Annotated in this window: 35 protein-coding genes and 1 pseudogene; 7 read left to right on the plus strand and 29 right to left on the minus strand. The window is 39.3% G+C overall.

Going from position 1 to position 26,089, the window contains the following annotated elements; translation table 11 throughout:
• Together FTV18_RS04160 and FTV18_RS04165 are read right to left on the minus strand one after the other, a co-directional pair.
• A pseudogene (locus FTV18_RS04160) lies at positions 1 to 163 on the minus strand (IS1595 family transposase); the annotation flags it as partial.
• Positions 164 to 240: 77 nt separating this feature from the next.
• A complete protein-coding gene (locus tag FTV18_RS04165; protein ID WP_180018068.1) occupies positions 241 to 801 on the minus strand; it encodes a hypothetical protein in 561 nt (186 codons plus the stop codon).
• 499 nt (positions 802 to 1,300) lie between these two features.
• Here FTV18_RS04165 and FTV18_RS04170 point away from each other — a divergent pair, with 499 nt between their 5' ends.
• Entirely contained in the window at positions 1,301 to 1,471 is a 171-nt protein-coding gene (locus FTV18_RS04170; RefSeq protein WP_005262212.1) for a hypothetical protein, read from the plus strand.
• A 30-nt stretch (positions 1,472 to 1,501) separates the two neighbouring features.
• Here FTV18_RS04170 and FTV18_RS04175 read toward each other — a convergent pair whose 3' ends face one another.
• The 26 genes from FTV18_RS04175 to FTV18_RS04300 all read right to left on the minus strand — a co-directional run bounded on the left by FTV18_RS04175 (position 1,502) and on the right by FTV18_RS04300 (position 20,712).
• The gene (locus FTV18_RS04175; protein ID WP_180018066.1) at positions 1,502 to 1,840 is read right to left on the minus strand and encodes a hypothetical protein; all 339 of its coding nucleotides are present in this window, start codon (positions 1,838 to 1,840) and stop codon (positions 1,502 to 1,504) included.
• A gap of 383 nt (positions 1,841 to 2,223) precedes the next feature.
• Entirely contained in the window at positions 2,224 to 2,340 is a 117-nt protein-coding gene (locus tag FTV18_RS04180; RefSeq protein WP_180018064.1) for a YHYH domain-containing protein, read from the minus strand.
• Positions 2,341 to 2,750: 410 nt separating this feature from the next.
• Entirely contained in the window at positions 2,751 to 3,494 is a 744-nt protein-coding gene (locus FTV18_RS04185) for a hypothetical protein (RefSeq protein WP_180018063.1), read from the minus strand.
• A complete protein-coding gene (locus tag FTV18_RS04190) occupies positions 3,494 to 3,664 on the minus strand; it encodes a hypothetical protein (RefSeq protein WP_180018061.1) in 171 nt (56 codons plus the stop codon). The genes FTV18_RS04185 and FTV18_RS04190 overlap by 1 nt, the downstream gene beginning before the upstream one ends.
• Before the next feature lie 9 nt (positions 3,665 to 3,673).
• On the minus strand, positions 3,674 to 4,096 hold the full coding sequence (locus FTV18_RS04195; RefSeq protein WP_180018059.1) for a hypothetical protein: 423 nt from the start codon (positions 4,094 to 4,096) through the stop codon (positions 3,674 to 3,676).
• The gene (locus tag FTV18_RS04200; RefSeq protein WP_180018056.1) at positions 4,071 to 4,586 is read right to left on the minus strand and encodes a phage virion morphogenesis protein; all 516 of its coding nucleotides are present in this window, start codon (positions 4,584 to 4,586) and stop codon (positions 4,071 to 4,073) included. Before FTV18_RS04200 ends, FTV18_RS04195 begins: the two co-directional genes overlap by 26 nt.
• A gap of 7 nt (positions 4,587 to 4,593) precedes the next feature.
• Positions 4,594 to 5,034, minus strand: coding sequence for a gp436 family protein (locus tag FTV18_RS04205; RefSeq protein ID WP_086044620.1), 441 nt, complete (start codon positions 5,032 to 5,034; stop codon positions 4,594 to 4,596).
• A 7-nt stretch (positions 5,035 to 5,041) separates the two neighbouring features.
• Positions 5,042 to 5,401, minus strand: coding sequence for a hypothetical protein (locus tag FTV18_RS04210; RefSeq protein ID WP_180018053.1), 360 nt, complete (start codon positions 5,399 to 5,401; stop codon positions 5,042 to 5,044).
• A 10-nt stretch (positions 5,402 to 5,411) separates the two neighbouring features.
• The gene (locus tag FTV18_RS04215; protein ID WP_180018051.1) at positions 5,412 to 6,485 is read right to left on the minus strand and encodes a major capsid protein; all 1,074 of its coding nucleotides are present in this window, start codon (positions 6,483 to 6,485) and stop codon (positions 5,412 to 5,414) included.
• 3 nt (positions 6,486 to 6,488) lie between these two features.
• Positions 6,489 to 6,875 (minus strand): hypothetical protein, encoded by a 387-nt coding sequence (locus FTV18_RS04220; protein WP_180018049.1) that lies wholly within the window; start codon positions 6,873 to 6,875, stop codon positions 6,489 to 6,491.
• A complete protein-coding gene (locus FTV18_RS04225; RefSeq protein WP_180018046.1) occupies positions 6,872 to 7,846 on the minus strand; it encodes a hypothetical protein in 975 nt (324 codons plus the stop codon). Before FTV18_RS04225 ends, FTV18_RS04220 begins: the two co-directional genes overlap by 4 nt.
• 502 nt (positions 7,847 to 8,348) lie before the next feature.
• Complete coding sequence (locus FTV18_RS04230) at positions 8,349 to 9,554, minus strand: phage minor head protein (protein ID WP_180018045.1); 1,206 nt, start codon at positions 9,552 to 9,554, stop codon at positions 8,349 to 8,351.
• 3 nt (positions 9,555 to 9,557) lie between these two features.
• On the minus strand, positions 9,558 to 11,042 hold the full coding sequence (locus tag FTV18_RS04235; protein WP_180018043.1) for a DUF935 family protein: 1,485 nt from the start codon (positions 11,040 to 11,042) through the stop codon (positions 9,558 to 9,560).
• A gap of 9 nt (positions 11,043 to 11,051) precedes the next feature.
• Positions 11,052 to 12,587, minus strand: coding sequence for a phage terminase large subunit (gene terL / locus FTV18_RS04240; protein WP_180018041.1), 1,536 nt, complete (start codon positions 12,585 to 12,587; stop codon positions 11,052 to 11,054).
• The gene (locus FTV18_RS04245; protein WP_180018039.1) at positions 12,588 to 13,052 is read right to left on the minus strand and encodes a DUF2280 domain-containing protein; all 465 of its coding nucleotides are present in this window, start codon (positions 13,050 to 13,052) and stop codon (positions 12,588 to 12,590) included. It lies immediately after the preceding gene.
• Positions 13,053 to 13,098: 46 nt separating this feature from the next.
• Entirely contained in the window at positions 13,099 to 13,740 is a 642-nt protein-coding gene (locus FTV18_RS04250) for a putative metallopeptidase (RefSeq protein WP_180018037.1), read from the minus strand.
• On the minus strand, positions 13,700 to 14,137 hold the full coding sequence (locus FTV18_RS04255) for a hypothetical protein (protein ID WP_180018035.1): 438 nt from the start codon (positions 14,135 to 14,137) through the stop codon (positions 13,700 to 13,702). Before FTV18_RS04255 ends, FTV18_RS04250 begins: the two co-directional genes overlap by 41 nt.
• A gap of 246 nt (positions 14,138 to 14,383) precedes the next feature.
• A complete protein-coding gene (locus tag FTV18_RS04260; protein WP_180018033.1) occupies positions 14,384 to 14,839 on the minus strand; it encodes a hypothetical protein in 456 nt (151 codons plus the stop codon).
• Complete coding sequence (locus FTV18_RS04265; protein ID WP_180018031.1) at positions 14,839 to 15,267, minus strand: hypothetical protein; 429 nt, start codon at positions 15,265 to 15,267, stop codon at positions 14,839 to 14,841. The genes FTV18_RS04260 and FTV18_RS04265 overlap by 1 nt, the downstream gene beginning before the upstream one ends.
• A gap of 1,518 nt (positions 15,268 to 16,785) precedes the next feature.
• Positions 16,786 to 17,022 carry a hypothetical protein gene (locus FTV18_RS04270; protein WP_180018029.1) on the minus strand — a complete coding sequence of 79 codons (237 nt, stop codon included), beginning with the start codon at positions 17,020 to 17,022 and terminating at the stop codon, positions 16,786 to 16,788.
• Positions 17,023 to 17,187: 165 nt separating this feature from the next.
• A complete protein-coding gene (locus FTV18_RS04275) occupies positions 17,188 to 17,628 on the minus strand; it encodes a hypothetical protein (protein WP_180018027.1) in 441 nt (146 codons plus the stop codon).
• Positions 17,625 to 18,035 carry a DUF559 domain-containing protein gene (locus FTV18_RS04280; RefSeq protein WP_180018025.1) on the minus strand — a complete coding sequence of 137 codons (411 nt, stop codon included), beginning with the start codon at positions 18,033 to 18,035 and terminating at the stop codon, positions 17,625 to 17,627. Before FTV18_RS04280 ends, FTV18_RS04275 begins: the two co-directional genes overlap by 4 nt.
• A 250-nt stretch (positions 18,036 to 18,285) precedes the next feature.
• A complete protein-coding gene (locus FTV18_RS04285) occupies positions 18,286 to 19,029 on the minus strand; it encodes an ATP-binding protein (protein ID WP_180018023.1) in 744 nt (247 codons plus the stop codon).
• Positions 19,026 to 19,925 carry a replication protein gene (locus FTV18_RS04290; RefSeq protein ID WP_180018020.1) on the minus strand — a complete coding sequence of 300 codons (900 nt, stop codon included), beginning with the start codon at positions 19,923 to 19,925 and terminating at the stop codon, positions 19,026 to 19,028. The genes FTV18_RS04285 and FTV18_RS04290 overlap by 4 nt, the downstream gene beginning before the upstream one ends.
• A 49-nt stretch (positions 19,926 to 19,974) precedes the next feature.
• Positions 19,975 to 20,466 (minus strand): phage regulatory CII family protein, encoded by a 492-nt coding sequence (locus FTV18_RS04295; RefSeq protein ID WP_180018018.1) that lies wholly within the window; start codon positions 20,464 to 20,466, stop codon positions 19,975 to 19,977.
• A 57-nt stretch (positions 20,467 to 20,523) separates the two neighbouring features.
• Positions 20,524 to 20,712: a hypothetical protein gene (locus FTV18_RS04300; RefSeq protein WP_180018017.1), complete on the minus strand. Its 189-nt coding sequence runs from the start codon at positions 20,710 to 20,712 to the stop codon at positions 20,524 to 20,526.
• Between the two features lie 92 nt (positions 20,713 to 20,804).
• Here FTV18_RS04300 and FTV18_RS04305 point away from each other — a divergent pair, with 92 nt between their 5' ends.
• The 4 genes from FTV18_RS04305 (at position 20,805) to FTV18_RS04320 (ending at position 24,087) form a co-directional block, all read left to right on the plus strand.
• Positions 20,805 to 21,506, plus strand: coding sequence for a LexA family transcriptional regulator (locus FTV18_RS04305; protein WP_180018015.1), 702 nt, complete (start codon positions 20,805 to 20,807; stop codon positions 21,504 to 21,506).
• A 143-nt stretch (positions 21,507 to 21,649) separates the two neighbouring features.
• Positions 21,650 to 22,531: a DUF6731 family protein gene (locus FTV18_RS04310; RefSeq protein ID WP_180018013.1), complete on the plus strand. Its 882-nt coding sequence runs from the start codon at positions 21,650 to 21,652 to the stop codon at positions 22,529 to 22,531.
• A complete protein-coding gene (locus FTV18_RS04315) occupies positions 22,503 to 22,943 on the plus strand; it encodes a hypothetical protein (protein WP_180018011.1) in 441 nt (146 codons plus the stop codon). Before FTV18_RS04310 ends, FTV18_RS04315 begins: the two co-directional genes overlap by 29 nt.
• Before the next feature lie 199 nt (positions 22,944 to 23,142).
• The gene (locus tag FTV18_RS04320) at positions 23,143 to 24,087 is read left to right on the plus strand and encodes a sce7725 family protein (RefSeq protein WP_180018009.1); all 945 of its coding nucleotides are present in this window, start codon (positions 23,143 to 23,145) and stop codon (positions 24,085 to 24,087) included.
• Here the strand turns inward: FTV18_RS04320 and FTV18_RS04325 are convergent.
• Positions 24,052 to 24,912, minus strand: a complete 861-nt coding sequence (locus FTV18_RS04325; RefSeq protein ID WP_180018007.1) for a sce7726 family protein — start codon at positions 24,910 to 24,912, stop codon at positions 24,052 to 24,054. The two genes, FTV18_RS04320 and FTV18_RS04325, sit on opposite strands and share 36 nt — an antisense overlap.
• A gap of 233 nt (positions 24,913 to 25,145) precedes the next feature.
• On the opposite strand from FTV18_RS04325, the gene FTV18_RS04330 reads away from it, so the two are divergent.
• Positions 25,146 to 25,481, plus strand: coding sequence for a hypothetical protein (locus FTV18_RS04330; protein WP_180018005.1), 336 nt, complete (start codon positions 25,146 to 25,148; stop codon positions 25,479 to 25,481).
• Between the two features lie 208 nt (positions 25,482 to 25,689).
• Positions 25,690 to 26,043 (plus strand): hypothetical protein, encoded by a 354-nt coding sequence (locus FTV18_RS04335; protein ID WP_005262268.1) that lies wholly within the window; start codon positions 25,690 to 25,692, stop codon positions 26,041 to 26,043.
• Positions 26,044 to 26,089: the final 46 nt, after the last annotated feature.

A 26,089-nucleotide genomic window follows, 5' to 3' on the forward strand; every position in this document is an offset into this window, starting at 1 on the left:
TTTGATGATCATAGATAGTTTCTCTAAAAAGCATGTACCAATAGTTAATCGTATTACGATTTAAATTGAGTAATAAGGCTGTTTTGGAAGCAGGAATATCAACACAAAAGCATTGAATAATTTTTTTAATCTTGTAGTGACTTAATTTACTGTTTTCTATCATGATTCTAGACTAACATAATCATTTTGCTAGTCTAGAGCCTTATTATTTTCCTATCATAACTTTAGGGTAATGCATGATCAATCAGAAACCATTTCTTTCTTGAATGATTCAAAGCCTTTTTTGTCGGATTGAGCTACACGTGCTGCAACAGCGTTATTGAAGACTCCCTGCTTATACAGCTTATTTGCTGCCTTAACATAGTTCTGGAATGCGCCGTAGGTCATTTCCATGATTTCACTATGCTGATGGCCCATTGATACCAGAAACTGGAATGAATCAAACCAGGTAGAGTCATCTTTCTTTTTAATGCCGCGTTTTGGCTTTTCGTATTTGAAGTAAGCCTGATTGACCAAAAGTACAGCCTTAAGCAATTCCTTAAAAGTTTGCTCATCTGCTGCCAGATCAAAGATAGCTTTCTGATTTAGGCTAGTCACACAGGCAATAGCTGAGATCACCTGGACACCATGGACCTTAAATAGCCCTGTCAAAATCTCATCTGAATGATTTTGGTCTTTGATGAAATTCTTCAATACTTCAGCATGCATTGCCCAGGTGTCAAAGTCTTTTATCTGGATCTGGCGGACTTCGATATCATTAATCCGGATGCTGCGATTTGTTGCTAAGAAAAAATCATTCATGATGGGGTCTCGAGATAATTTTAGGCATTAAAAAAGCACCCGGAGGTGCTTTTCTTTTAACTTTAATAAAGGCTGAATTCTATAAAGCCCAATTACGACCTTGCCCCATCTCATAAACGATGAGAATTAAGGCTACTATCATTAGAACGACAACAACGATTTCGGCTTTGGTCAGCATTTTCGGAGCTCCACTTTTCATCATTCATATGATAAGCAAAGCATACAATTAATAACATAAAGATTACAAAAAAATTATTGGATGTTACAAAGATTTAGAAGTTAGGGAAGTTTCTTTAGAGTGTAACTACCTACTGAAGCATTCAAACATTTCGTTAAGCAACTCAACAAAAAGTTTCAACCGAAAAGCATTCTTACGCAAACCTAGAAACCTATAACTTTAGACCTGAATATCTTACATATCCCGACATAGCTGCTACATCCACGATTTAAATCATTCTCTACACTGAAATTAAGTCTTAGAAACGTAGAGGAAATTCAAATGAAAAAGTATTCGAAAATTCTAATCTTAGCTTTAATGGGATTTACTGGTACCGTAGCTATCGCAGCTGACTCGATTCCAATAGAAGCCACTGCCGCAGCTGAAGCACAACAGGTTGCTTTAGAGTATGGAAATGAAAAAGATCAAAAATCTGAATCATCTGGTGAATAAAAGAAAGCCCTTAATTAAAGGGCTTTTTAATTACTTCCATCTTGGCGTACAAGCACTCTTCCATGCCAACTCAAATTGCTTTTGATCCGTCTGATTTTCTACAAATACTATATCCTTTGAAAGCACAATAAAACGCTGGAAGGGAACATAATCACTATCTGCTTCTTTATATCTTACCTCTCCACACTCTCCTATTTGATTGCGGAACTTTGCCGAATCAGGGTTGGGAATAAATTCTTTTGCTGTTTCCCTTGAAAATTTAAGCTGTTCTTCTTTTATTATTTCTAATTTAAGTGGCTGATCATCGGTTTCCCTTTGCTCACAGCCAGTTAATATAATCACAAAGAATAACCAACCTAAATTTTTCATAATTCCCCCTTTTCTTTCAAGGGCAGCACTTTACATTAATTTTCAATCTTATCTAAAGCCTAGGGAGAGTGGATTTGTAAAGTTATGTTTTACTATTTTAAGTCTTTTTAAAATTGACCCTATATAGCCAGGTGAAACTTCCACTTATCAAAAAACCGCCCTAAAGGCGGTTCTTAGCTTACTAACTTACTGACATACAAGATAAATAAAAGTAGAAATAATTATTACGGCTAGGATGGAGACAAATATTTCTATTTTAGTCATAGCAGTTTTGTTCTCAACGTGAACTGAATATCTTTTATAGCCCTATTGAGCGCTAATTAAAATAACAAAATATTACAAAACGATGAAGTATTAAAAAATTACCTAAAAGGTATTTTCTATTACTGACAGTGTCTGGTACCGGTTTCAGTTTCATTGTGAAAACCATTCTTATCAGTTCTTCCACCATGCGCAAAAGCTATTGTTGCAAAGCAAGCTACCAGGATCAGCAATATCAATTTTTCATAATTGTTTCTGCTTTTTTATTGTTTAGAAGAGTTTTTATAACTTACTTTAAAAAGTTTTTAAACTAAAGCTAAAGCAAACCTCCCTAAGGAAGTTTGCTTTAAAGGCTTGTGTGTAAGTTATTTGAGAGTCCAATTACAGCTTTGACCAATTATGTAAACAACCACAATCGCAGCAAAAATCAATAATGCAATCAAAAAAGCTTCTACTTTAGTAGGCATGCTAATTTCTCGAAATATCCAACACGCCGATCATATATATAAAATATAAATTATGATATTAAATAAGGATAAATATTCTTAAATATGAATAAAATAATTTTTATAAATAGTCAATTTCTATATTTAAACAGGCACAAAAAAAGACGCTAATGCGCCGTGGATTTCTTTGTGCCTGTATGGGTTTAAGCAGCTACACTGAAGCGCTCAATATGGCCAAAGACACTTAGTTCAGCATCATTGGCTTTTGAGATATCTGCGAGAGCTTCACCTTCAATTGAATAAGACCCAAAGTCTTCATGGATCAGATCAAATTCAGTATCTGGTGAGAATTTCACACGCCATAATGTCATGACAACCTTATCACCAGTGAGGGTATCAATACCTTTGAAAAGGATTCGATATTCATTCCCAATGTTATTGGCAATTGTCGTACGTGTCTTAGCACCAGCTTTAGCAGAAAATTTAACTGGACCAGTTACAGCTTCGTTAAAAATTACGGTGCCATAAACTGAATCAAGCAAATATTTGTCTGCCTCAATAGCAGCGTCCGAACTATCCTTAAAAGCCACTTCGCTTAAATTGCGATGGCCCAGATCGATCATGGCACCAATCTTTACTGTACCTAAATCGATATCAGTCAACTGAGCTTCAGGAATTTCAATTGATTTACCGCTAAGGATTAACTCTAAATTTTCCTTAGTAACCTCTTCAATTGTCCCTGAGATAGCAACACCAGTTTGCTTGTATAAGACAGCATCTTTCGAACGTAGACCAGTTTTACTTTCATAGTGGTCAGTAGACTCAGTTGAAATAGCAATCTGTAATTCTGGAGTACTACCAACCGGCAGTAATGCAGCTGGTACACCACTAACCATTTTCGCTAGATGAAGTTCACCCTGAAGTGAAATCACATTTGAATTAGCCATTACTTTTCATCCCCTGTGGTTTTCTTAGCTGGAGCAGCTTTAGGTTCAGGCACCTCCTGAATGACACCATCTGCCAGTAACTTTTTGATTTGTGCATCGCTCAGCCCACCAACAATGTCATCTTTATTAAAACGACCTACAGGCTGCAATGCTTTGTATTGTTTTGCCATGACTGGCTCCTAAATGAATTTTTGTGATTCAAAAATAATCGTGATGTATGCAAAACTAGGGCTATAGCCATCCCGAACCGAAATCATTTCCAGCGCCGTCCGCGATGCCTGAGGCTGCCAGCCGGAAAGCAATTGAATTACCTTCTCAGTTAAAAGACCAGCTTCATCACTCACCACTCGGCCATCAGTCATTTGAGATTGAGCATTTCGACATGCAACCGTAACCGCCCATTGCTGACCGATCTGATTGATACTTCCACGACCTGCGCTGGCTTTCTTGTCAATACGGACAAAATTGACATGCGCAGATGGCGTGACTTGTGACATCTCGGTGACCTTAACCGAATTCAACGGCGTATAGATCTTTAGAAGTTCTGGAATTTCTTTCAGCTTGTTTGCGATCTCATCACGCACCGCGAAGAAGGTGCTCATCTATAAAACTCCCGACAATATCCAAAATCATTACCTCATCTTCAGCATTAATACCGAGCTGGGTCCGTGGTGGTAGAACTGATTGCTTCACTTTGCGATACTGCCCACCAACTGCAAAAGTGATGTATTGGCCATTCTTAGGTAAGATTGTTGCGCCGTAATGCAAATGTGGTGCGTACACAACATCTGTACCCACCTCCACACCACTTGAAAGAACATTGTGTGTGTAGGAATTCATCAGGCGGCCAGTGTTTCGAAGCGTTTCACCGACCCCGACACCATCCCTGCCTTGCATGCTGGCACGCCATGAAATCTTCCATGGATTACCATCAACATCAGTACCCGTTAAGAATCGATGCTGCACACTATCCACAAGTCCAGCACCAATCTCATCAAACAGCTGGTTCTTTAATGATTCAAAGTTACCTAATTGCTTAAGCACTGCTTCAATAGGTGAACTATCAGCTTGAATGGTTATTGCAAAAGCCATAAGCACCTCACTTCAAGCTGGGCATCTGGTCCAGGATAGAATCTCCAAATACACCACCGGTATATGAAGTACCGACTGGTGCTGTTGAAGGTCGTCCTTTAGGTTGGTCATCCACGATCTGGTTTGTTTCTGGTAACTGAATCTGCAAATGTGCTTTGTTATCAGCCACACGTTTTAAGAATGCAATTGCATCCTCATAACGCTTCCGGGCCTCTTCGATGGGTTGCTGGAAGTAAAGACGATAGCGTGCGATGTCACACGCCATACGCTTTAAGTTACTAGGCACATTGGGAAGTGGCAAAGGATAACGACCACCGATATGACCGTTAATCTCCTCTGTTGCATCCTGAATTGCATCAGTTATTGAAGACTGAGAAGGAAGCATCGCTTTCAGATTTTCAATCTCATCACCAAATCGTGCGACCAAATCTGCTTCAGTCGCATACATAGATCACCTATTTGGTTTCATCAGCAGGTTTTGAGTCTGCTTTAGGTTTTGCGGCAGGTTTCACCTTTTCAAGTTCAGCCACTTTTGCCTTTAGCTCAGCAACTTCTTGATCAGCCTTGGCCTTGTCCGCAACTGCTGCCTGATTGGCTTCAGTTAAGGTTTTATTTGCTGCGGTTAGTTCAGCATTGGCTTTTTCAAGTTCAGCTAAACGTGCAGCGGCACCATCTGCCTTAGGTTCTTCCGGCTCTTGATATTCTTCAATAGCCCCAGATGCTAAAAGGGCCTGAAGTTGTTTAGCTTCAAGCCCCTCAATTTCCTGACCTGGACGGAAGTGTCCGATCGATTGTTTTGCAATGTACTTTGGCATTTTGATCTCCTTATACAAATCCACGTCCACCGACTAAACCGTTCTTGTTATTAGGAACAGCAAGTGGAGATGATTCAGCTAGTAGTTGAATGCTTGAAGGATTCTTTTCCTGCCATTGGCTTAAATAGAATTCTAGAGCTTGACCAAATGCTTCGACGTTTTGCAATGCACAGTGAGCAATCCAACCATTAGCATCAGAAACCAGCCCAAAGAAATCTTCTGGAATGAAACGCTCAACACTTCCATTCATGCTGTGTTTCGCATCATAAGTCCAGATTTCCAGGTTATCGATGGTACCGCGGAACTGAGGTTTTTCAGACTGATCAAAGGTTGGAGTAAGTGGAACACTCACACCCGCATATGGAGCAATGAACTTTTCCTTAAACTCAGGATCTTTAATCAGCGTGTTATACACTTTCGACGTAGTTAAGGCCATGATTGGTGATGTACCAGCATGCTCAACAGAAAGATCAATCATCGCTTGAATATCTTTGACTGGAGTAGCACCCGCTTGGCCCCATTTGATCAACGGCGTAAAGTTACATGCTGCATTACGTTCATAATCTACTTCATACATCGGGAAGTCTGCAGAAGCAAAAGTGGTTTTACCGTAGAGAAGCACATCACGAGCAATTAATAGCTTTCGGTTTTCGATAGACTGACGCAGATACAATGCTTTTTGAGCCTGATCGATTAACAGCAGATCTGCATCTGATAAACGATTTGAGCCAGTCGCAATCACACTAAACTGACGTAAGCGTGCGATCAGAGCAGTGTTTTGCACTTCACTTGGCATGACTGTCATCATTGGTTTCAGATAAGCTGGCTTAACGAATTTCACGTTACCAGATTCACCTACTTTAATCTGACGTCCAGCTGCAGTCGGAGTAACAAACGGCGCAAGTGGAGTCGCTGTATTTAGCTCACCTACTGGAACTTCTTTTTTAGTGTAGGAAACACGCTGAGGGAAAAAGCGGTCCATCAGCCAGGTATCTACCTTTTGAGTGGTATCAGTCAGTAATACCAGCTGTGGCACATCCAGTAATTCCACTGGTGCATTTTGAAATGTAAAAGTTTGACTCATGTCTTAGTTCCCCACAACTTTACGAAGTTCGATTTTGTTTTTTAATGCTTGTGCACGTACTGCATCATATTGAGCAGTAGTCAGAGGTGTTCCATTCACTGTAACTACTGCAATATCAAATGGACCTTGCACGTAGATCGGCATCTCAAGATTATTAGCCGCATGGTAAGTAGATTGCTCTGCATTGAAATCTGACACAGCAATCGCATTCCATTCACCTACTACACCTTCAGTGACAACAGGATGATCAGCAACGTTATTGGCATCTACGTTAAGTAAATCGCCGCGCTTATATGCTGTAGCAGTTTTTACTTTGGCATTTTCTGTACGTACGCCGTCACCGACCACTAGCTGTTTATTTTCAATAGTGCCTGTTAATACTTGGCTCATGATTTAGCTCCTTGTTGCTGCGCTGCCATAAACTGATTGAATGCCTGATCTAAAGCCGAGCCTTGTGGAGTTTGACCACCCTGCCCCGGATTGGCTTGATGAGTGAACAAGTGAGCAAATGCCGGATTCACACTTGGTGTTTGTTGTGTCTGTGGTGTAGCTGGTGGTTGCTGGCTACCTGCAGAAAATTGACGAAGTTGCTTAGCCGAGAATGCAAATGCAGAATCATCAAGCTTTTTCATTTCTTCAACATCTTCATCGCTAAACTCTTTGCCTAGGTCTTTACCTAATGCAGTGATTTCAGCTTCACGTTTTGCAGCAGCGAATTGTTTGTTTTGTTCAGTCAGAGTATTCACCTGACCTTCCAATTCGGTAATTTTGGCCTGAGCCTTTTCTAATTCGGTCACGTCTGTGTCCTCTGGTTGATTAAATTGTTTTGGAGAGTGACTTGCTGCCACTGCGTTTGTATTGTCATCCGCACCCAAAGCACAGAAAGACACTTCACGGATACGACCACCGCGGAACACCGTGATAGGGCCTTGATGCAATTTCCCATTTACAGTGACTGATGCACCTGCTTGAATTTCTTCAACTGCGGAGGGTTCAATGCGCACTGACATCTGCCATGGAAAGCCATCGTCAGAGTCCTGGGCAACCTGAGTACCGAACTCATTACTCATTAGGTCACCTGAAACTGTTAGACCGTTCTGGTGATCAATGCTATGGCTATTAATGGCTCCAGCACGTTGCCGAGTTGAGTGATCCAGTAACGCAGGAATTCGACCTTTAATTTGCATTGAATCAAGATCAAAGACGATTCGATCCCAATACCAATGATCGGTAATAACTTCACCACTGTATGCAACACCGGAGAAAGTACGCTTCTTCTTGCCTTCTTCAGCTTGGTCAACATTTAAATTTCCAATCTGGAAGCAATACTGATTCGGCTTATGTTCCTCTTCTTTTGGCATTTCTCATGCTCCATAAAAAAACCGCCCTTTCGGACGGCGTAAAATAGCTACAAATAAACCCACCGAGGTGGGTAAATAGTTCAAGTATTCTTTATAGGTATCAGCTTAAGTTTCCATTCACTATCAAACCTCTTATTTAGAAAGTTTGTTATCTGGTTCTCACGATCTTTGAACTCATATGGAGTTAAGACTATTGCATTCCTTCCGCTAGATACCCCATACCTTGTAAATCCCGTAAGCGCTCTCCTTGTAGAAGTATTATTTGACAAAAGAACCCTTGCCTTTCCTTCTCTTATTAAACGCTTTCGGCCTCTTATTTTAGGGCACTTATCTGCAGGTATTTCGATCTCAATTGCAAAACAAACCATATCCCAACCAAGTGACTAAGCTGTACAGATTTTATAAGTCTACTTTGCCCCTAATCCAATATTTAAATATTCCATTCGTTGTATAAAAAATGTAGCTTAAACATTTTCCTATAGCAGATTAGTTAATTAAAAGATTAATTAACTAGTGGTCTGATCGTATAAACCATCTGCCCTTCAACCGCTTCAATCGAAACAACCTCAAATGACAATCCCATCGGCATGAGAACACCATTCCCAGCATTCAGCATATCCAGATCAATACCTAGCCCTTTGGCATTCTCAATCTTAATTGCGATATCTGAAGCTGTATCAGTCATCAGCAACGGCGCATTAAACTGGACAGTTTGTCCTACCTGATACGCTGCTACCTGCTGAAGTGTCGCAGCACCCATCACAGTTGAAGTCGTATTACTCGCTACAGCTTGAATAGCTGTCATATCGGCACTTAGCCACTGCTTAAGCACATCATCAGCTAGTGAGTTTGTGGCAGAGTTTAAATAGCTGGTCAGCGATGCTTCATTTCCCTGCACATAGTCCAGGAAAGTCCGAATCGCACTTGGTCGGATGCTCGGATCAAGTGGAATAACGGTATTGGCCACCGTATCAAATAGCTCCCGAGTCTTATCATCCATTGGAGCAAACAGACTGGTGAGCTTTTTACTCGCCGTCCATTCAGCCTTAATGACCTCTTTCTGCTTGAGGAGATATTCTTTATCCAGACTTGAAGTGCTGATCTTTTTATCTACCAGCGACTCAAGTTCACCAAACTGCAATGGATGTGATGACCAATCCAAAGCTTCAGCAATCTCTGGTAGCTTATCGTCAGGTGTAATGCCGTATTTCAGCGCCTGTTTCTCAGTTAATGCTATGCATGTGCACCGACAGCGGAAACCTGTGGGAGGATAATGTGTCAGCCAGAATGGATCATCAATGTGACGAACAATCCGGTTCAAGGCCAAATGACTCGGACGCACGCGGCTATCATTGATCGCCGAGTACATCAGGTAAGGTCGCTTAGCCTTATTTCGTTGCTGTTGTTGCCACCGCCCATGACCATAAGCACTTTGAATATTGGTACGAAATACATTATCCAGGTAGTGCTTTGGCAGAATGATTTCAGATTCTTCAATAAGCTTCTGAAAATCTTTAAAAGTACCGCCGTCGGCAATGGATTTATTCACTGCCTTGATGACAGTCTCAATCTGCTCAAGACTCGATAGAAAGCTAACCGTAGTTGCCATCTGCCGGGTCTTAAGGTCCATTGAATAGAACTCATCAGGTAGCACGATCTTTTTGCTGTGAGCGTACCGAAGCGCCTCAAGAAACGTGACTGGTTGCATAGCTTACTTCCCGTTTTGAGCCGTCACATACCCCAATACATCTGCAGCATACAAAGCTTGGTCCAGATTAGCTGTGAACTGTGTCTGAGTTGCACCAGGTATTAATTGCATCAGGTTGTAAGCCAGACTTTCAGGGCTATCAGACTTGAATATCAATTCCTTGACCTGATCTGGTTTCAGTAGCTGCAATTCATCCTGGCCATCAGTCAGCTCTTCAACTTCCTGTTGTTCAGGTGAGAGCTTGTTTGCTGTTGCCTTAAAGTTGAATGCCTGGCGAGGTAGTGCAGTGAATTGATTGAAGCCAGTTTGAGGCTGTTCAATCACATCACCATCTTCCAGACCATATTCACGCTTAAAGTATTGTGGCGTTAAGACTGCACCGGCATTCTTTAACTTCACATCACGATCCGCTTTAGGTTCTTCCAGTGACTTCTCTTCACCAATGATGACCCGGTGTCGTTCCCAGCCATTGATATCGCATAGCGCATTAATAATGGCTTGGATCGTCGGCATGATCATTCGCACATCGGCCTTGTACTTTGAGTTTTGAACCTCAAGATGAACATCACCTAAGGCACGAGATCCAGAACCATCGGTACCAGATGTGAGAGTCTGGCCAAGGATGACTTTCTGAATACGGCGCTCAAGGTTCTTGTCGAAGGTTTCGAAAGTCTGTGATGCGTTGCCATTGGTATTGGCTGTTTGGATTTCTACCGAATCTGTTCCACTTAAAGCAATCACCGAACTGGCATGCGCTCTAAGTAGCGCATCACGCATATCTGTCGTCTTGCCGGCAGTTTTACCAACCAGCATTGGTAAGCCAAACTTTTCAACAAACTTGGCCCAGAACTTAAAGCCAGACGTTTTGAAGAACCAGACCCAGTACAGTCGACTTAAAAGAGCCTCACCTAATGGATTCTCATAAGTAGATTTACAACGTGTCAAAAAGTGCTTGAAGCGCTGGTCTACTTCCTGATCCTGTCGAGTTGTGTTGTAGTTGGCCAGCAACATCAGACGACCATCATTCTTAGGCTCATACCATTGCATTGGCTTTTCACCAATCCACTTAAAACCAATAAACGGTGTAATAGTATCGCCGTCAATATGCAGGCTCGGTTCCTCAGGCTTGGTATAGATGGCTTCTAATACAGAATATCCGTACCAGCGAGCATTCTGCGCACCCAAGAGAATCTCAGACCACCACTCACGTAAATGCTCCATAATGATTTTAGATTCCGGTCGGTCCATCGGCTCTACACGCCATGATGCACTCTCAAGTTTATCCTGGCGTTTTTCAATGGCCTGATAAATCTCATCGTCATACATCATGACTTTTAAACGTGGACGGGTGACCCCTGCTTTTCTTAGCACTTCATCGCCGTCTGGCATTTTGGTCAGATAACTGATTAAAGCCTGTTCAGCCTCATGAGAATACAGTGCACCAGCTTCAGGTTTTGCATTCTCAGGCTTTTTCCTTTTCTTAGACATAACTCAACCTTATGCAGCCGGAGGGCTGTAATTAATCGCAATTACTGCATCTTCAATCGCATCAATCAGCGTATCTACCTGATCATCATGATCATGAGTAAATGCCGCATTGAATGCTTCACATTCTTCAAAGAATTCGCCAACCCAATGTGCATCTTTAGGAACCATCACAAAACGATCTTCCGGTTTGTCCTTATAGTTCGCTTCAAGATGGACCTGCACATCCATGAAACGGGATAGCTTGTCTGTATTACGCTGGACTGGAATCACAGCAACACCGGAGTAAGTGCCGAGTGTTTGGATCAACTGAGTACCAGATGCCTTATCTTCTACTTTCATGTAGCGGATTGGTTTGGTATGCCAGGTGTACTCTTTATGCTTATCCAGAAAGGCTTTAGCCTGACGATTCAGTTCTGGTGCTTCCCATTTACCGCGCAAGAGATCTAGCAAGTACAACTTTCCATCTATGCCCATGCCTACCAGCAGGAATACGGAATAGTCATTGTGCTCTTTAGTCTTTTGAGCGGTATCGACTAAGACAGCACGCCACTGAAGTTCTGGAATGTCTTTATAGAATCCGAACCATTCAGACTTGATTAAGTCACCGCCTAATTTCTTAGGCTGCTGCATGTACTGACTAGAGAATGTATAACGGGATACCGTGGCACCTTCTTTATCCTTACCACCCTTTTCAAGCTGTAATAAGGATTGAAGTGATTCTTTCTTTGGCCAGTAACTTTGGCGACCCTGCTCATCACGCTCTGCATCTCGCGGTATCAGTTTTTGAATATGCTCTGGCAGTGTTTCAATGTACTTATCATCAATCAAAGCCGGAATGGATATCTGAGTCCACTCACCAGGTAAATTGCCTGTCATGACGAAATTGGTTGGATCCTCAGTATGCAGGCGCTGCATGATCATGATGATGGGTGTATCAGACTTGGCTTTACGTGAGTTCACCGTATTAAGTAACTTACGATTGGCAGCATCTCGTTTGATCTTACTGAAAGCATCTTCAGGCTTTAACGGGTCATCGATGATGATACAACCTGTAAAGCCATCATCAGCCAGTGTTCCTGCGCGCCGTCCTGTTACCTGTCCACCCATAGAGGCCACATAGACATGACCTACATCGTAGTCCTCAACTGTAATCTTCCATTCCTTTTTGGAGTCAGTACTATTAGAAACCGTTAAATCCCACATCAATCGATAGTCTTTCGACTTCACAATGTCACGCGCCGTATCTGATACACCTTCAACTAGTGATTGAGAAAAGGATAGATACAAAAACCGTGATCGAGCATTTAGAGCCAAGCCTCGCGGGATTAAATTGGTTGTCAATTCAGTCTTACCAGCACCTGGTGGAACATTAATGACGACGTTTGCTATCTCACCCGCAATTACCTGATCAATAATCCATGAGATATAAACATGGTGCCAATTCACCGTAAATTTAAAGCCCATCCGGGGCTTAAAGAATCGCCGGGTGAAATATAAATGCTCATCTTCACACAGCTTTTTTTCAACCTGTGTTTGCAGATCCATTTAATATTCCTCTTGGGCCTTCTTTACAGCAGCTTCAACTTGTTCTTGAGTGGCATGAACAATTGTTGTCTGTAATGCTTCACCATCTTTACCAGTAATTTCTTGTCGGTTAGTGAATTGACCACCTACATCTTTAGCAGCCTGTTCAAGAATCTTGAGTGCTAATTTTGCATTCTTGGTTTTTTCAAGTTGCTTCTGATATTGCTTTAACCGGTAATATTTACTGGCTATTGGGATATCTATCAAACCTTCATCAAATTTCTTACGAGTCTGGTTGAATAGATCTGCAAGCTTTTTTCCGAGATTGCGACCCGCGTATTTAGTCGGATCATAGTTTTCACACTGACGACGATCGATTTCGATGTTGAACTCTTGCTTGACCAACTCCGCAACTTCCTGAGGGGTATCACGGCATGCAAGAGCTTGAACAATAAATATTTTTACAGGCTCTTTAAGTGCTGCCATAAATCCCCCTTTTGTCATGCTACGTCATGCAAAGTAGGCAAAAAATTTAACCGATGACACAGTTCCCACAACACGCAGCAATACTTGTTTCAGATACAAACGGCGCATTCTTGGCAATTTCAACGAGACGTTTCACTGAATCATCAACTCCCCATCGTTTAGTCTCACCAAAGAACACTTCCACGTCATGGCCAGCCAAGTAATGCTTAGGCAGCCCAGTCATATCGCTATAAATGATTTCGCCATCTTCATCTCGCTCTACACCGATGTGATAAAGCTCATGTTCAATCAATCGACAGAAGTCACGATCTGAAGCTTGTTCACAATAAGTGGCATCAATGGTGATGAGGTATTGAGGTACAAAACCAAACCAGTCACGCATCTGCTGTTCCTGGCGTGCTTTTTTCCATCCACCCTGGTTAAACATGACCTTTTCACATTGACCTAGCACCATACGTTTTTTCGCTACAGCGGCAGATGAAGCCCAGGCGAATGCAAGAAACTCTTCATTGTCATGGAGTAATTCAGCAATATGGTCATGATCCGGGTTATGCAGTTCACCACCGAGAGTCAGCCAGTTATTCACAACCCATTCTTTAAGCTCTGGTGCAGGTGCCAAGCGAATGGCTTCCTCTTCTTCGGCCTGATCAATCAGATCCGTCGGTGGGAATGGTCTGAACTGTTCCATGTGATGCCTTTAAATCTCGCAGCCATCTTGTGGCGATTGCAGAATGAATATCGCTAATCTCAAAACGTATAAACCGATACCCCATTTCTTCAGCATGATCGTATTTGTCGACACTCCACGCCTTATTTGCCAGCTTACCTCTACGCCCACCAGACCAAGGACCACCGGCAATTTCAATTAATGTAAGGTAGCCCACGAGGTGAAGATCAAAGCGCCAATGCTTAGTGCTTTTAAAATGAAAATATTCTTCGTACTTGATTTCCATCCGATCAAGAATTTCTTTGAGCCGATCGAATGCTTCTAAGTATTTCTCACTGGTTTTAGGTAATGGTCTGTTGCGAGGTTTATTTTTGATTGGGTCTTTATCAGTTAATTTTTTATAGTGCTTAGGATCCATATAAAGCGAACCGCAAATTCTTAATACGCTCTTTCAGCTTAATCATGATGCCGTCAATTGCCAGTAACTCATTTCGAGTCAGCCCGGACCGACTTAGATTCTGATACTTAGACAGCTCAGCACTGCAAAATTCTAAGTCTTGTTTCGCTTGTACTTTATCTGTCATAAAAATCTCACATTAAAAAACCCTGTGAATTTTTCCCACAGGGTTTTACATTTACGTAATTTGCATTAATTGGGTATAAACTATAAACCTAAATTGATAAAGACTCCGACACCCTCAACAGTATTCTTTGAAAATCTTGAACCTACAATATTAAGCTCATTAGAGTTTCCCCATATATTCAAACCTAAAGGTCTCAAATCCAATAAGGAAATAACAGCGCGTTTCTCACCTTCAAGCTTAACTTGTAAAATTGGAATATTTTGAAGATAGATTTGCATTACGCCAGTTTTTTGATCTTCAAAGACCTTAATATTTGAGTCTTTCGATATACTATTATCAACGATAGGTAGAAATAGATTCTTAGAGGGGTCAATAACAGCTTGTAGCCATACTTGGGGTCTTTCACCACCCCCAATAATTAATGGCAAAATATTTTTAACTGCAAAAGGAAATCCACCACCTTTCACCAAGTTACTACATAGAACCAATTCATCTAATTTTTTCAAGTTTTTAGGAACATTTTCAAAGGTAATCATTAGTTATGATCTCCGTGAAAAAACATCTTCTGCTCTGGAGATTCCTTAAAATGTTTTTCAATCTTCGCTAAAGTCATCTTTTTTTCATCTGGGGTAATTTTGGCAATAACAAAAAATATGATGGTGATAAATGTCGTTATACCAAATATGACAAACTCAAAGGTTTCAATCCTTGCCTCGAATCCTAATTTAGTTGATAGATATTTCCCCCCGCAGTTAATACCCAGCCCAACAGATAACCAAAATGCATTTGTTACAAGATTATCAATACTTCTTGTTGAGCCTTTCAGATCCTTAAATTCTGACAAGGGTAAATGGTAATCAGGTTTAAAGGTTGCACTAAATACCGCCCTGTTTAATGCATCATCCACATTAACCGTATTAGTGATTTTTTGATGGATGATGTCTTCTCTTTTTTCAGTAGACATTATGTTTGATTTAGTATTTTTAATTGTTGATTATTCTATCAAGTAACGTCTGTACTTAGTAGCAAAATTCACCACCAATAAGAAAAGAAAAACCCCTCAACATCTAGAATGCGAGGGGCTTTGATTGCCGTAATACGTTCGGCTATTTAAGGTTTCGATTAAAGCGTATTGTTTGTGTATAATTTTCGTTAATAATAACTTAAATTTTATGTTAATTTGATCACGCTTTATTTTTTGAATATATATCTCATCATGAAACTCCCTTTTCTATATTCCGTACAAGGCGCTTTTATATGTATGTCTTTGGCTTGTTTGGCGTTGGCTACAACTTCACATGACAAGTTCTTTTTAGAAATTTTAGGGCTTCTAGCTTTGTCAGCGGTTTTAGTGAGCCTAGAAATCAAGGATACTAAATATGATCCTTTTAATTTTTAATAAAACATAGGCAATATATTCTTATCCAAACCCCATTTCTTAATGGGGTTTTTACTGTTCAACTTCTTTCAAACAATCACGACACACCTTGATTTCTTCATCATCAATTGTGTAGTCAACCTTAGTCGCACCGTGGAAGCCGAATAAACACATCAGTAATCTAAGCATAATTTTACTCCTGGACAATCAAGCAATCATGTCGCAAGAAATGTCAGTTATTTTCACTTATAAAACATAAATTTATAATATTCATTGCTGAAATAATGTCATTAACTTTGTCGAACTAAGCAAGATTCCTTCCTGGTTAATCAAGCATTTTAATTTGGTATGATTACACTAATATTTCTCAGGGCAATAAAAGGATGTGGCGATTTGCCACACCCTGCCTTAGATTTCAATATTAACCAGCTCGGCAACTGATCTACCGCTACTCATAATCACACGCACCTAACATGCACGGTCTACTTTACTTGCTTTCAATCCTCTTTAGGTCGGGGCGCTACTCCCTAGTCTAGATTCCCGAAGGAAGTTTACTCGATGGCATGTTCCACTGGTCAGCACTCCAGTAGGCTTAGGTCGCCTTTTTACAGACAATAAAAAGCCCACTTACTCGTCAAAATAAGTGGGCCAGTGCTGTAGTCACTTTCTTCGTATTACGTCTTCTTCTTATCGCAAAGAAAATATAACACCAAGGCTTCGATCAGAAAGTATAGAGAATATTAAGAAACTGTTATTCATTGTCTAATTTTGGTTGATTTTCGTTTTAGGCCATAAATTCTAAGCATTAAAAAAGCCCACTTTACGATGAGCTTTTTTTAACTTTTAAAATAATTTAATCTAATTAGGTTGCTAATTCTTTATACAATTTCTCCAAATCTTCTAATCTCTTTTTGTTAGATAGCTGATTAACATGAAAACACGAAGATACCGCAAGTATTAATAATATTAAGCCTAAAATCAGTAACCAATTGTTTTTTACAGAGATTCACCTTGATTTATAGATGAGTCTTAGTATGCCAACTATTTGTTTAATAAGCTAACAAAAAAGCCCACCATTTGGCGAGCTTTCCTTGATGCTTAAACCTATTTTTGACATTTCACGTTAAACTGGTATTCGTCTTGAGTGACCTTAATTTTAATATTTTTATATTTTCGTTTGTTTGGATCCATTGCCGAGCCAGCCACTTCCTCAAAAAAGCTACGATTATTCATTAGCTCGCCATACGCTTTATAGCCTAATAAAATCTTTTCAGGCTTTTTACCTTCAGCCACTAATTTACCGAGAGTATCTTCTAGTTTTTTAACAGTTAAAATCGCCATTTCAATTAGAGCTCAAAAACAAAAAGACATTATCACTTAATTTTATGAATAAATAATGTCAAAAAAGCCCACCATTTGGCGAGCTTTTAAATCAATCTAGTGCTTTAACGTACACTTCGATCACTATAACAGAAATATGCCATATCTTGGCATGCCAGTCAAATACTATTCGATTCTCAATCGTTTATCGTGCCCAGCTAGATAAAACTTACCTGCATAGATCATATTTCGCAGAACATTTCGACCCAATTTGAATTCTTCTTCCATCTTACGATCTGATAGCCCACGTACATTACGCTCTACAAATAATTGAACCGCACGCTTACCAGACTCACAAACAGTCGAAGTCTTATTGAAATCAACGATCAGTTTACGTACCTGATCAGCCTCGTAGTCACTAATATAGCAAATCACCTGATCCTTACGAGACTGCACCCCTTTGTTATTTTCACAGATTAACCAGTAGATCTGATTCACATGCAATCCATCCGGTTCATGACCTGACTTCATTCGGCTGACCTGTACATAAGCGCCGTATTGTTTAAGCCATTCCTCAATAGTGAACTTACCCCAATCCATTATTTCCGCTTTCACTGCTGCATTCATCGTATTTCCCCTACCATCATCTCTATCTGCTGGATCGCGTGACCTGACTTCACTTGATCAGTACTAAACCGTATTACCTGAAAACCCATCATTGTTGCTGCGTTGTATTTTTCTAAATCTCTTAAGTACCCCTTGCCTCTGGTATGCCTTCCTCCACTCCAGATCCCACCTTCAACCTCTACCAAAATCTTTTTATCAATTAAGTGAAAATCAGCTCTCCACTTGCGATCAGGATGAAAATAAAATTCCTGCTCAAACTTAATTTTTAGTGTCTTTAATTCTCTAGCAAGCTTCGCTTCAAACTCATTCGGTACTTTTTCGCCCTTCACCTTAGGGCGTGTGGAGCGCCCTTTCGATCTGGTGGCTTTCACCATTTTTTTGTATTCAGCGATTGAGTAGCTGGTCATGTATCCCCCACAGCACGCACTCCAAATAGCTGTTTGGTCTTTTCTGTAGCCACATACAACCTGGTGCAGTGATTACATCTAAAAGCCAGGTATCCCGCTTGAACCAGACCGCGCAATTTTTGATTTAAAGAAGATCTAGTTTTGTCACATACATGCTCTTCAAGCTCAGCTGACGTGACCTCATGTTTAGAGAAAGCCACATACACCAGAATGTCTTTGATTTCTTCGAATCGTTGGATGCTTGGTATGTTCACACCTCACCTCCTACACGCTGATCCGCCCAATTGCACTCCATTACGGTTAAACCACCTTGCTGAAATCGAGACCAAAGACGATCACCTAAATCCTTTTGAAGCTCAGCCAATGTCAGGTTCGAAATCAGCATGGTCGGCTTCATGCGGTCATAGCGTGCATACAAAACCTTGTGCACCAGCTCTCTACGCTTATCACGGTCATGCAGCCCATATTCATCCAGGATTAACAGGTCATACTGAGTGAAGTCATAAATCACAGACTTCTCTGTAGCGTCCGGCTGCTCCCAGGCATTCATGATTCTCTGTGCCATGTCCTCACTGGTGATGTAACGTGCATATTTGCCCTTGTTGAGCAATGTCCGAGCTGTTGCGCAGCTGAGATGAGTTTTTCCTGTACCAGTAGGTCCTACCATCACAAAGTTATTTTTGTGGCCACTGATCATGTTTTTGGCAAAGGAAACAACCAGATTCAATGCATTCTGTTGACCAGTATGCTGAACGATATAATTCTTAAAACCTGACTCAGCATGACGTTCTGGAAGCATTGCACCAGCAAAGTGTTTTTCACGTACGGTACGATCAATTTCGGCCTGTGCATTTCGCTTTTGTTCTTCCAGGAACTCTACGGCGCATTGTGGGCACTTCTGGAATGGCCCAGCTTGTACCATAGGGGTTTTGTGTTTCGAGCAGATCTCTTGTGTTTGTTTCAATCCCTGATTCAGCATCGACATTGCGTTCATACGAAGTCCTCCGGGATATGTACTGGTGAATTCACTGGTGCATGTTGCTTTACCGGTTGATTGTTCCAGGCAGTGTTCACATCCAGATTAGAATTTTGTTTTTCAGGGGATTGATATGTTTTTTGAGTGTATTTACATTTGATCCACTTCACAAAGTTTGAATACATCTGGGTGTCTGTAATCAAGCCTGCGTTCAAACGTGGTTCGTAATGGGCATTAACTTCAAGCAAAATCTGATTCACCAGCTCTTGAGTCATCGGAGTTTCACCTGATCGTTGCAACCAGGAATTCAGAGAATGTAAATCTGGTGTCCAGAGATTCAATACCTGATCAACTGAATTTTCTTGCGCATTTTTCTCTTTAAAGTTTTCTTTAAATGTTTCTTTAAGTGTTTCTTTAATAGTGCCCCGTTCAACGGTACTGGTCCCGTCACCTTTCGCGGTACTAGTCCCGTCCCGTTTGGTGGTACTAGTCCCGTCACCTTTAAGGGTACTACCCTCATTTGGTACTAGTCCCTTTTCGCGGTACTGGTCAGGAGTAAATTGATATTCGTTTAGGCAACCTGTTGTTCTCTCAACTTTGATTAAACCCAGCTCTTCCAGATCACGAATACATGCCATAACTGTATCGCGTTTTTTGATACCGCAATATTTTTGAAATTGAGTAATAGCAATTGGGTGTGATGCGCGGTCAAATCCTATAGTCTGGCGCATGACAAACATTAAACACTTGAATGCCTTGTCGTTTAACTGGGCCATGATCTGGCCGTCAATTAACGTGTTAGGCATTTTGGTGTAGCGCTCTTCTTTATTCGACATAGCTTTGCGCTCATTTTTTGGAAAATGAACTACTTGCCCTTGAGGTATTGGTGGTTCATGTGCTAGATTTGATTTCATATTCATTGGTTCCAATCATTAATGAATTGAATAAGCCTGACCTCGCACATCAGGCTTTTTCTGTTTGTAGAGCTGATAAATACTTTGCACACTCACCTTTCATGGCTTTACGCAAAGACTGAATTTTGTGTTCAATTCCTTCCAGGATGTGATCTGTCTCATCCATTTCAGCAGGTGTCACCACACCATCTTCCAAAGCAGACAAAACCTGCTTATTCGCTGCGCCATTCCCAACATTCATACCCAGCAATGATTCAAGAACACCTAGCTGATGATCCTTTCCTTCCGCTTGATCCACTGGAACTAATGCAAAACCCAATTTATGCGCCCATACTTTTAAAGAAGCTGGGTTTTGTGTATAGGTCAGCATTGCTTCAAATGCCTTTAGGCTCGGCAAATGGTTTTCCATGTTTGGATTGGCATAGTTCAAAATCGTGTTGTGAGACACACCAACAACATCAGCAATCTCTTTAGGTGTAATCCCGTTTGATTGGTGAATCATCTTGTGTAGCGCGGTTTTAGACTCTTTCGATATATCCATGTGAACACCTTGTTTACTTTCACGTTTATTAAAAACGCTAAGTTGTTGATAATTGATTTAAGCAATTAAGGTTTCTAAATTTGCCTTTAACTTGCCTTTACTTTGAATTTGGAGAATTGCCTGGGTTGAAGCTGGAATTCCATATGAGCGCCATTTGCTAATAGCTCCGCGTGTCTTTTTTAAGATTCGCGCTAGGTCAGCATCAGTTTCAGCTCTGTAATGCTCCTTTACGTCATCGACAGTCATAATGTTTACCTTGATAAACTTTTAGTTTCCCTAAGTAAACCATAAGTTTCTTTTTAGGTCAATAATAGTGTTTACCATTGGAAACAATTGTTATGGGTATTTTTGCAATGAGCAGCGTTTCTGAGCGTATCTTGATGAGAATGAAGGAACTTAACCTTCAGCAAGTTGATCTGATTGAAGCCACAGGCCTTAGTAAAGGCACGGTCTCCAAATGGATCTCGGGTGTGAATGTCCCTAGTGGAAAAAGCATCACATCTCTTGCAAAAGCCTTAAAAACATCACCTGAATGGATTTTAGATGGTGAGGGCCTTAAAAATCTTGGCGGCCCTGTAAAAAAAGAGGACGATAAAGGATTTAATAACGTTCGTTTTAATGGAAAGAAACTTACAAGGATTCCAGTGTTAGATTTTGTACAAGCTGGTATGTGGCGAGAGGTCGCGTACGATGGTAGTGAGCCAAAAGGATATACCCTTACTACTTATGAAAATAAAGATCCAAGCACTATTTTTAGTGTGACTGTCGAAGGTATGAGCATGTACCCCGAGTTTCAACCTGGTGATGATATTGTTATTGATGCCTCAATTACTCCTCAGCCTGGTGATTATGTGGTAGCTCAGAATGGTGATTACGAGGTTACCTTTAAGAAGTACAGAGTTGTAGGTTTTGATGAGCACGGCCGTGAAGTATTTGAATTGGTTCCGCTAAATCCAGATTTCCCTATTCATAACTCACAGAAGCATCCTATTTCAATTATTGGTGTAGTTGTTCAGCATCACAGGGAATTTAGAAAATAATAAAAGCCGCTATATGCGGCTTAAACAAAATCATTAGGTTGTATCGAAATATCTAAAAAGTTAGTTGGTACTAGTTTAGGTATCTATAGAATTGAAAACCCAGTGCAGCTTTTTTTGCTGTGAATCGGGCTTGAGGGGTAAAAATGGCAAAAAAAGAAATTAACTTTGACTTCTATCAACTTGTTATTTCTTCTAATAATAACAATACTTTACAAGACTTCTTTGAAGCTATAAAAAATGGCTTAACAAATAGTTTTGTTGAAGTCAGAGGATATACCAGAGAATTATATCGACTTGATAAAAGTAAAGATGGTTTTTGGTTTGGGCAGTTTCGTAAATATCGAATTGACCAGTTACCCGCCTACGCAAGATTTGGAGAGGATGAAACTGAAATTACACTGGATGAAGATCAAGGGATAATTGAAAGGAATTGTTTCATTTTCTTCCCAGATAGAAACATTTTGGTATGGCAGCATGATTCACATGCCAACCATCCTGAAAGATTTGCAGATTTTCTTAGTACCACTAGTGGCGATAAAGTTGAAGCAGCTCCGATTTTAACAAAATCAGCTCTATTACGATTAATGGCTAGCCAGACTGAGGCTTTGAAGTTTCAGATTTCAGTAGCTCGCCCTACCGCACCTAGTATGTATAACGAGAATAAATTTACAGAGAGCTTGTTTTCTCTAATGAATAATTCTGGAGCTGATTTATTTAATTTGATTGGCGGAGTTGACTTGAGATCCAAGGATGCAGGTTATCTTAATAGCGGGATTATAAAACGCGGCTTGGAAACATTAGTATCGTCTGGCGCGGCAAGGACAGCCAAGGTTTTAGTATTAGATGAAGGTAAAAGAGAATGGCTTGATTTGATAACTGATAGAGTTAAAACATCGCGACAAGTTGAGGCTGACAAAAAATCTATACCATTTATAACAATGATTGATATGATAAAATCAGCATATGATGAAAAACGAGAGGTGTTGGATGAAATTCTTGGAACGCCACACGCCACTCTTGATTAGTTTTGCTGCTTCTTTTATCGTTTGTTTTCTACTATATAGAAATTTTGGTCTAATCATAAAGTTTGAAGATGGTGCTCAAAACTCACCGTATGAAATTGCAAAACTGATTACAGGTATTAGCGGCACTATTTTAGGCTTCTTATTAACAGCAGTAGCGATGCTTACAGCTGTTATGGATAGGAAGCTTGTTGAAAACATGAGAAAAACTGGACATTATAGAGTCTTCATTATTGATTGCTTTATAAATATTTTTTTATTTCTTGTTGTTATCAGCTTAGGGATTATTTGTCTCTTTCTCGTCAATCCTTATTTGAGCTATATTCTATACGGTATTCTTTTTTTTATCTGCGCTGCAATTCTTATGTTAATAGAGCAAGGAAGACGGTTCATTTTAATCTTTACTAAAATATAATTAATCTTGAATTCAACCCACCCCCGCGGTGGGTTTTTTTTATTACCAATAAGTTTCTATTTTATAGTTACTTAAAATCCTAAACTATTTCCATAAAATGAATTATAGTCACTATTTATTAGTATAAATTTCATACAATAAATTTCAATGCTGTGAGCCCGGCACAGCTCTTTCAAATAGATCGGGTGAGGAAAATAGAATGTACTATCCAATTTTACGTGGAAAGCAGAATGAGTTTTTAGCACTTAGAGATATAATTGATAAAATATCTTTAAGCCAACAAATAACACCAGTTATCGAACCTGTTAAAGCAGATATTAAAGCGTTACTGAGTTGTCTTAATGATCTAGATACAAAGCAGGTACCAACTATCGTTATAATCAACCCAACACAGGGAGAATTAGTTGGGGATGATAATGCAACAGAGAGCCTAATAGAAAATATTTCAAAAACTTTAAAATATGTAAAATTTGGAATTATAGTAAGAAGTACATCAACATTAGCTAAAATTAAATATTTTTTAAGTCTTGTTGGTGACAAAGATTTCATTCTTTTTCATCACTCACCATATCAAAAAATAGAAGATTTACATAAGATTGAGAGCATAGAAAATTTTAATGGTCACTTAGTTAACCTATCATCAGTTCCTAAGGATTATCATAAAAAGCTTTCTCGAACACACAATCTTATTGGAATTGATGATCCATTTAACAAGCAACAAAGAAATGAAGATTATAGAATTAATCAAAATGAGTTCTTCTCTGATCTACATATCACATATCAAGAGTTGGGGTATAATGGTTTTGGAGATTATTTAATTATCGGGGAGGAATACAAAGAAGGAGGTCGTCTCCCATTAACGGTTGCTTTACATATCACCTATCCCAAAAATGAGAATGAAATATGGGTAAGACATTTCTTATCACAGCATTATCCACTCGACCCTAAACCATCCGCTATGGTTTTAGAATCTATTAACGAACTAAAAGAATTCATTGAAGATAATCCTAATATTTTAGATTTTTCCACAAGTTGCATAGAATTGATGAAGAAGGGTGCTACCAATTTGGGCACATTAAAGCGACATTCTATCTCACATCACATTGAATTAATTATATATTTTTTCGAGAAAATTAGAGATTGATCTCATTTTTGGTCTGGAATAGTTAGCTGAAATTAAAATTGAGCGTAGAGATTCTGGGGACTTTAAAACCAAATCTTTACGCTGCTGATCATATTGTCTTTTATGCATACTACTAAGTAGTTCTTTATGCATGGTTGCACTATCTAATTCTAATAAATATTTTTCTTCATTATAGAAATCATTTATTGATTTATACTCTAATTCTTTATTGAAGTATTTTTTTAATACATATTTCTTATCACTAGCATGCAATAATGAAAGCATTATTTCTGTAGATAATGTTTCTTCATTACTTATAGGTTTTCTATATTCTTGAAAAGTAAAATTTTCACTCAAAATAATAATACCTACATTATCCGGTGCAATCTTAATTAAACTCGATAGTTTGGATTCAGGTATAACAATATTAACGTATTCAAATGCTTGCTTATATATACCAATTTGATTATTTAAGCGGGAGAAGGAATCATAGGCTGTCTTGATCTCATATGCAGTAGTTGTACCATTTGCAACCACTACATCGGCAATTACCCCCCATACAAATAACTCAGTAAAAAACGAAATATTTTTAAATTTATGCCTACCCAAAACAATTTTATTTGCAATTGCATTTTTATAAATATATTCGTTACGGTAATTTTTAATCATATTTAAATGTAGTAAATCGAATAATTCACCATGAGTTTTATCTTTAATTTCTAAATTAGAAATCGAACTTATAATTAAATCAAATTTTTTCGATTTGCCTGTTTTTAACAAATCATTAAGAATAGATTTAGAAAAAGCATTAGACATAATTTTTGCGTTTGCTAGCTCTAAAGACATCAAATACACCTTAAATCAATTCTCATCTTACTCCTACCTTAAGTAAGAAAATTACCTTGCAATTGTAAGCGGAACTTGATCTTGATTGCTATAGGCATCTTATTTAAATGAGAGACTAAGTCGTCTTAAATTTTTCACACACTTGATTTACGAGAAAAAATTATCTTTAAATAGATTTTATTTTATAAAACACCCTTTATAATTCAAAGTCCAATAACAATAAAACTATAACCATGAAATACATCACGTTTATCACCCTGCTCTTGTCTTTAGCTTTCACTGGTTGTGAGAAGCAACTTAATGAAGATATAGATCCAATCACAACTGCAACAGCTCTTGAGAACTCAGATAATATTCTTAGTAAATACATAGAAAAGTTAGACTCAGAGTTCACCACACAAGACGTGCGGATTAAAATTTTATGTAGAGACTACCCGCGCGAGTATGAAAAAAACTATATGCCTAACTTGTTGAAGCTATCACTCGGTGAATACTCTGAAGCTGCACTTTTGGCTGATATGGATTTGGTTTTGGATCACTACAAAGAGAAAGATGCTATTCAGTGCTAAAGCTTTCTTACTTCTGAAATATTAAATCTTTATATTGGACTTAAGACCTGTCATGACCAGGCCTGTAATAACAAAGTAAAGCACTACTAACCCACCCCAGCGGTGGTTTTTTCTTTATGTAAGGTAAGTGTAACCTTGTCTTTAAACGCTACATTATAACAATTAGTATAAAGATACCTATGATTCATAAATAGAAAGGTAAGTCTCAATGAAATATCTGTTAGGCGCAGCATTGTTAGGATTAGCAATTACTGGCTGTACTTCAAATCCAAAAAACGAAGTGGTGCAAGAAAAAGTTGTGAGCAATACTCCAGCTGAAACTCAGGTAATTAATTTTACTGGTCCAATGGATCTTACAGTCGAATTGAAATCTTCGGATAATTTTGAAACTGCAGAAATGACAGATAATTCTGGCAAGGTTTATCACCTTAAGCGAGCTATTTCAGGAAGTGGTATGCGTTTAGCCAATAATGATGGTGTTTCAATTCACTTCAAAGCTGGTGAAGGTATTGTAGAGTTTATGAAAGACAAACCTATCAGTATTACTGAATACAAAAAATAAGATTATTGCTCTAGGACAACCCACCCCATTGGTGGGTTGTCTTTTT

It is taken from the genome of Acinetobacter sp. YH12241 (assembly GCF_013417535.1).
Classification (GTDB): domain Bacteria; phylum Pseudomonadota; class Gammaproteobacteria; order Pseudomonadales; family Moraxellaceae; genus Acinetobacter.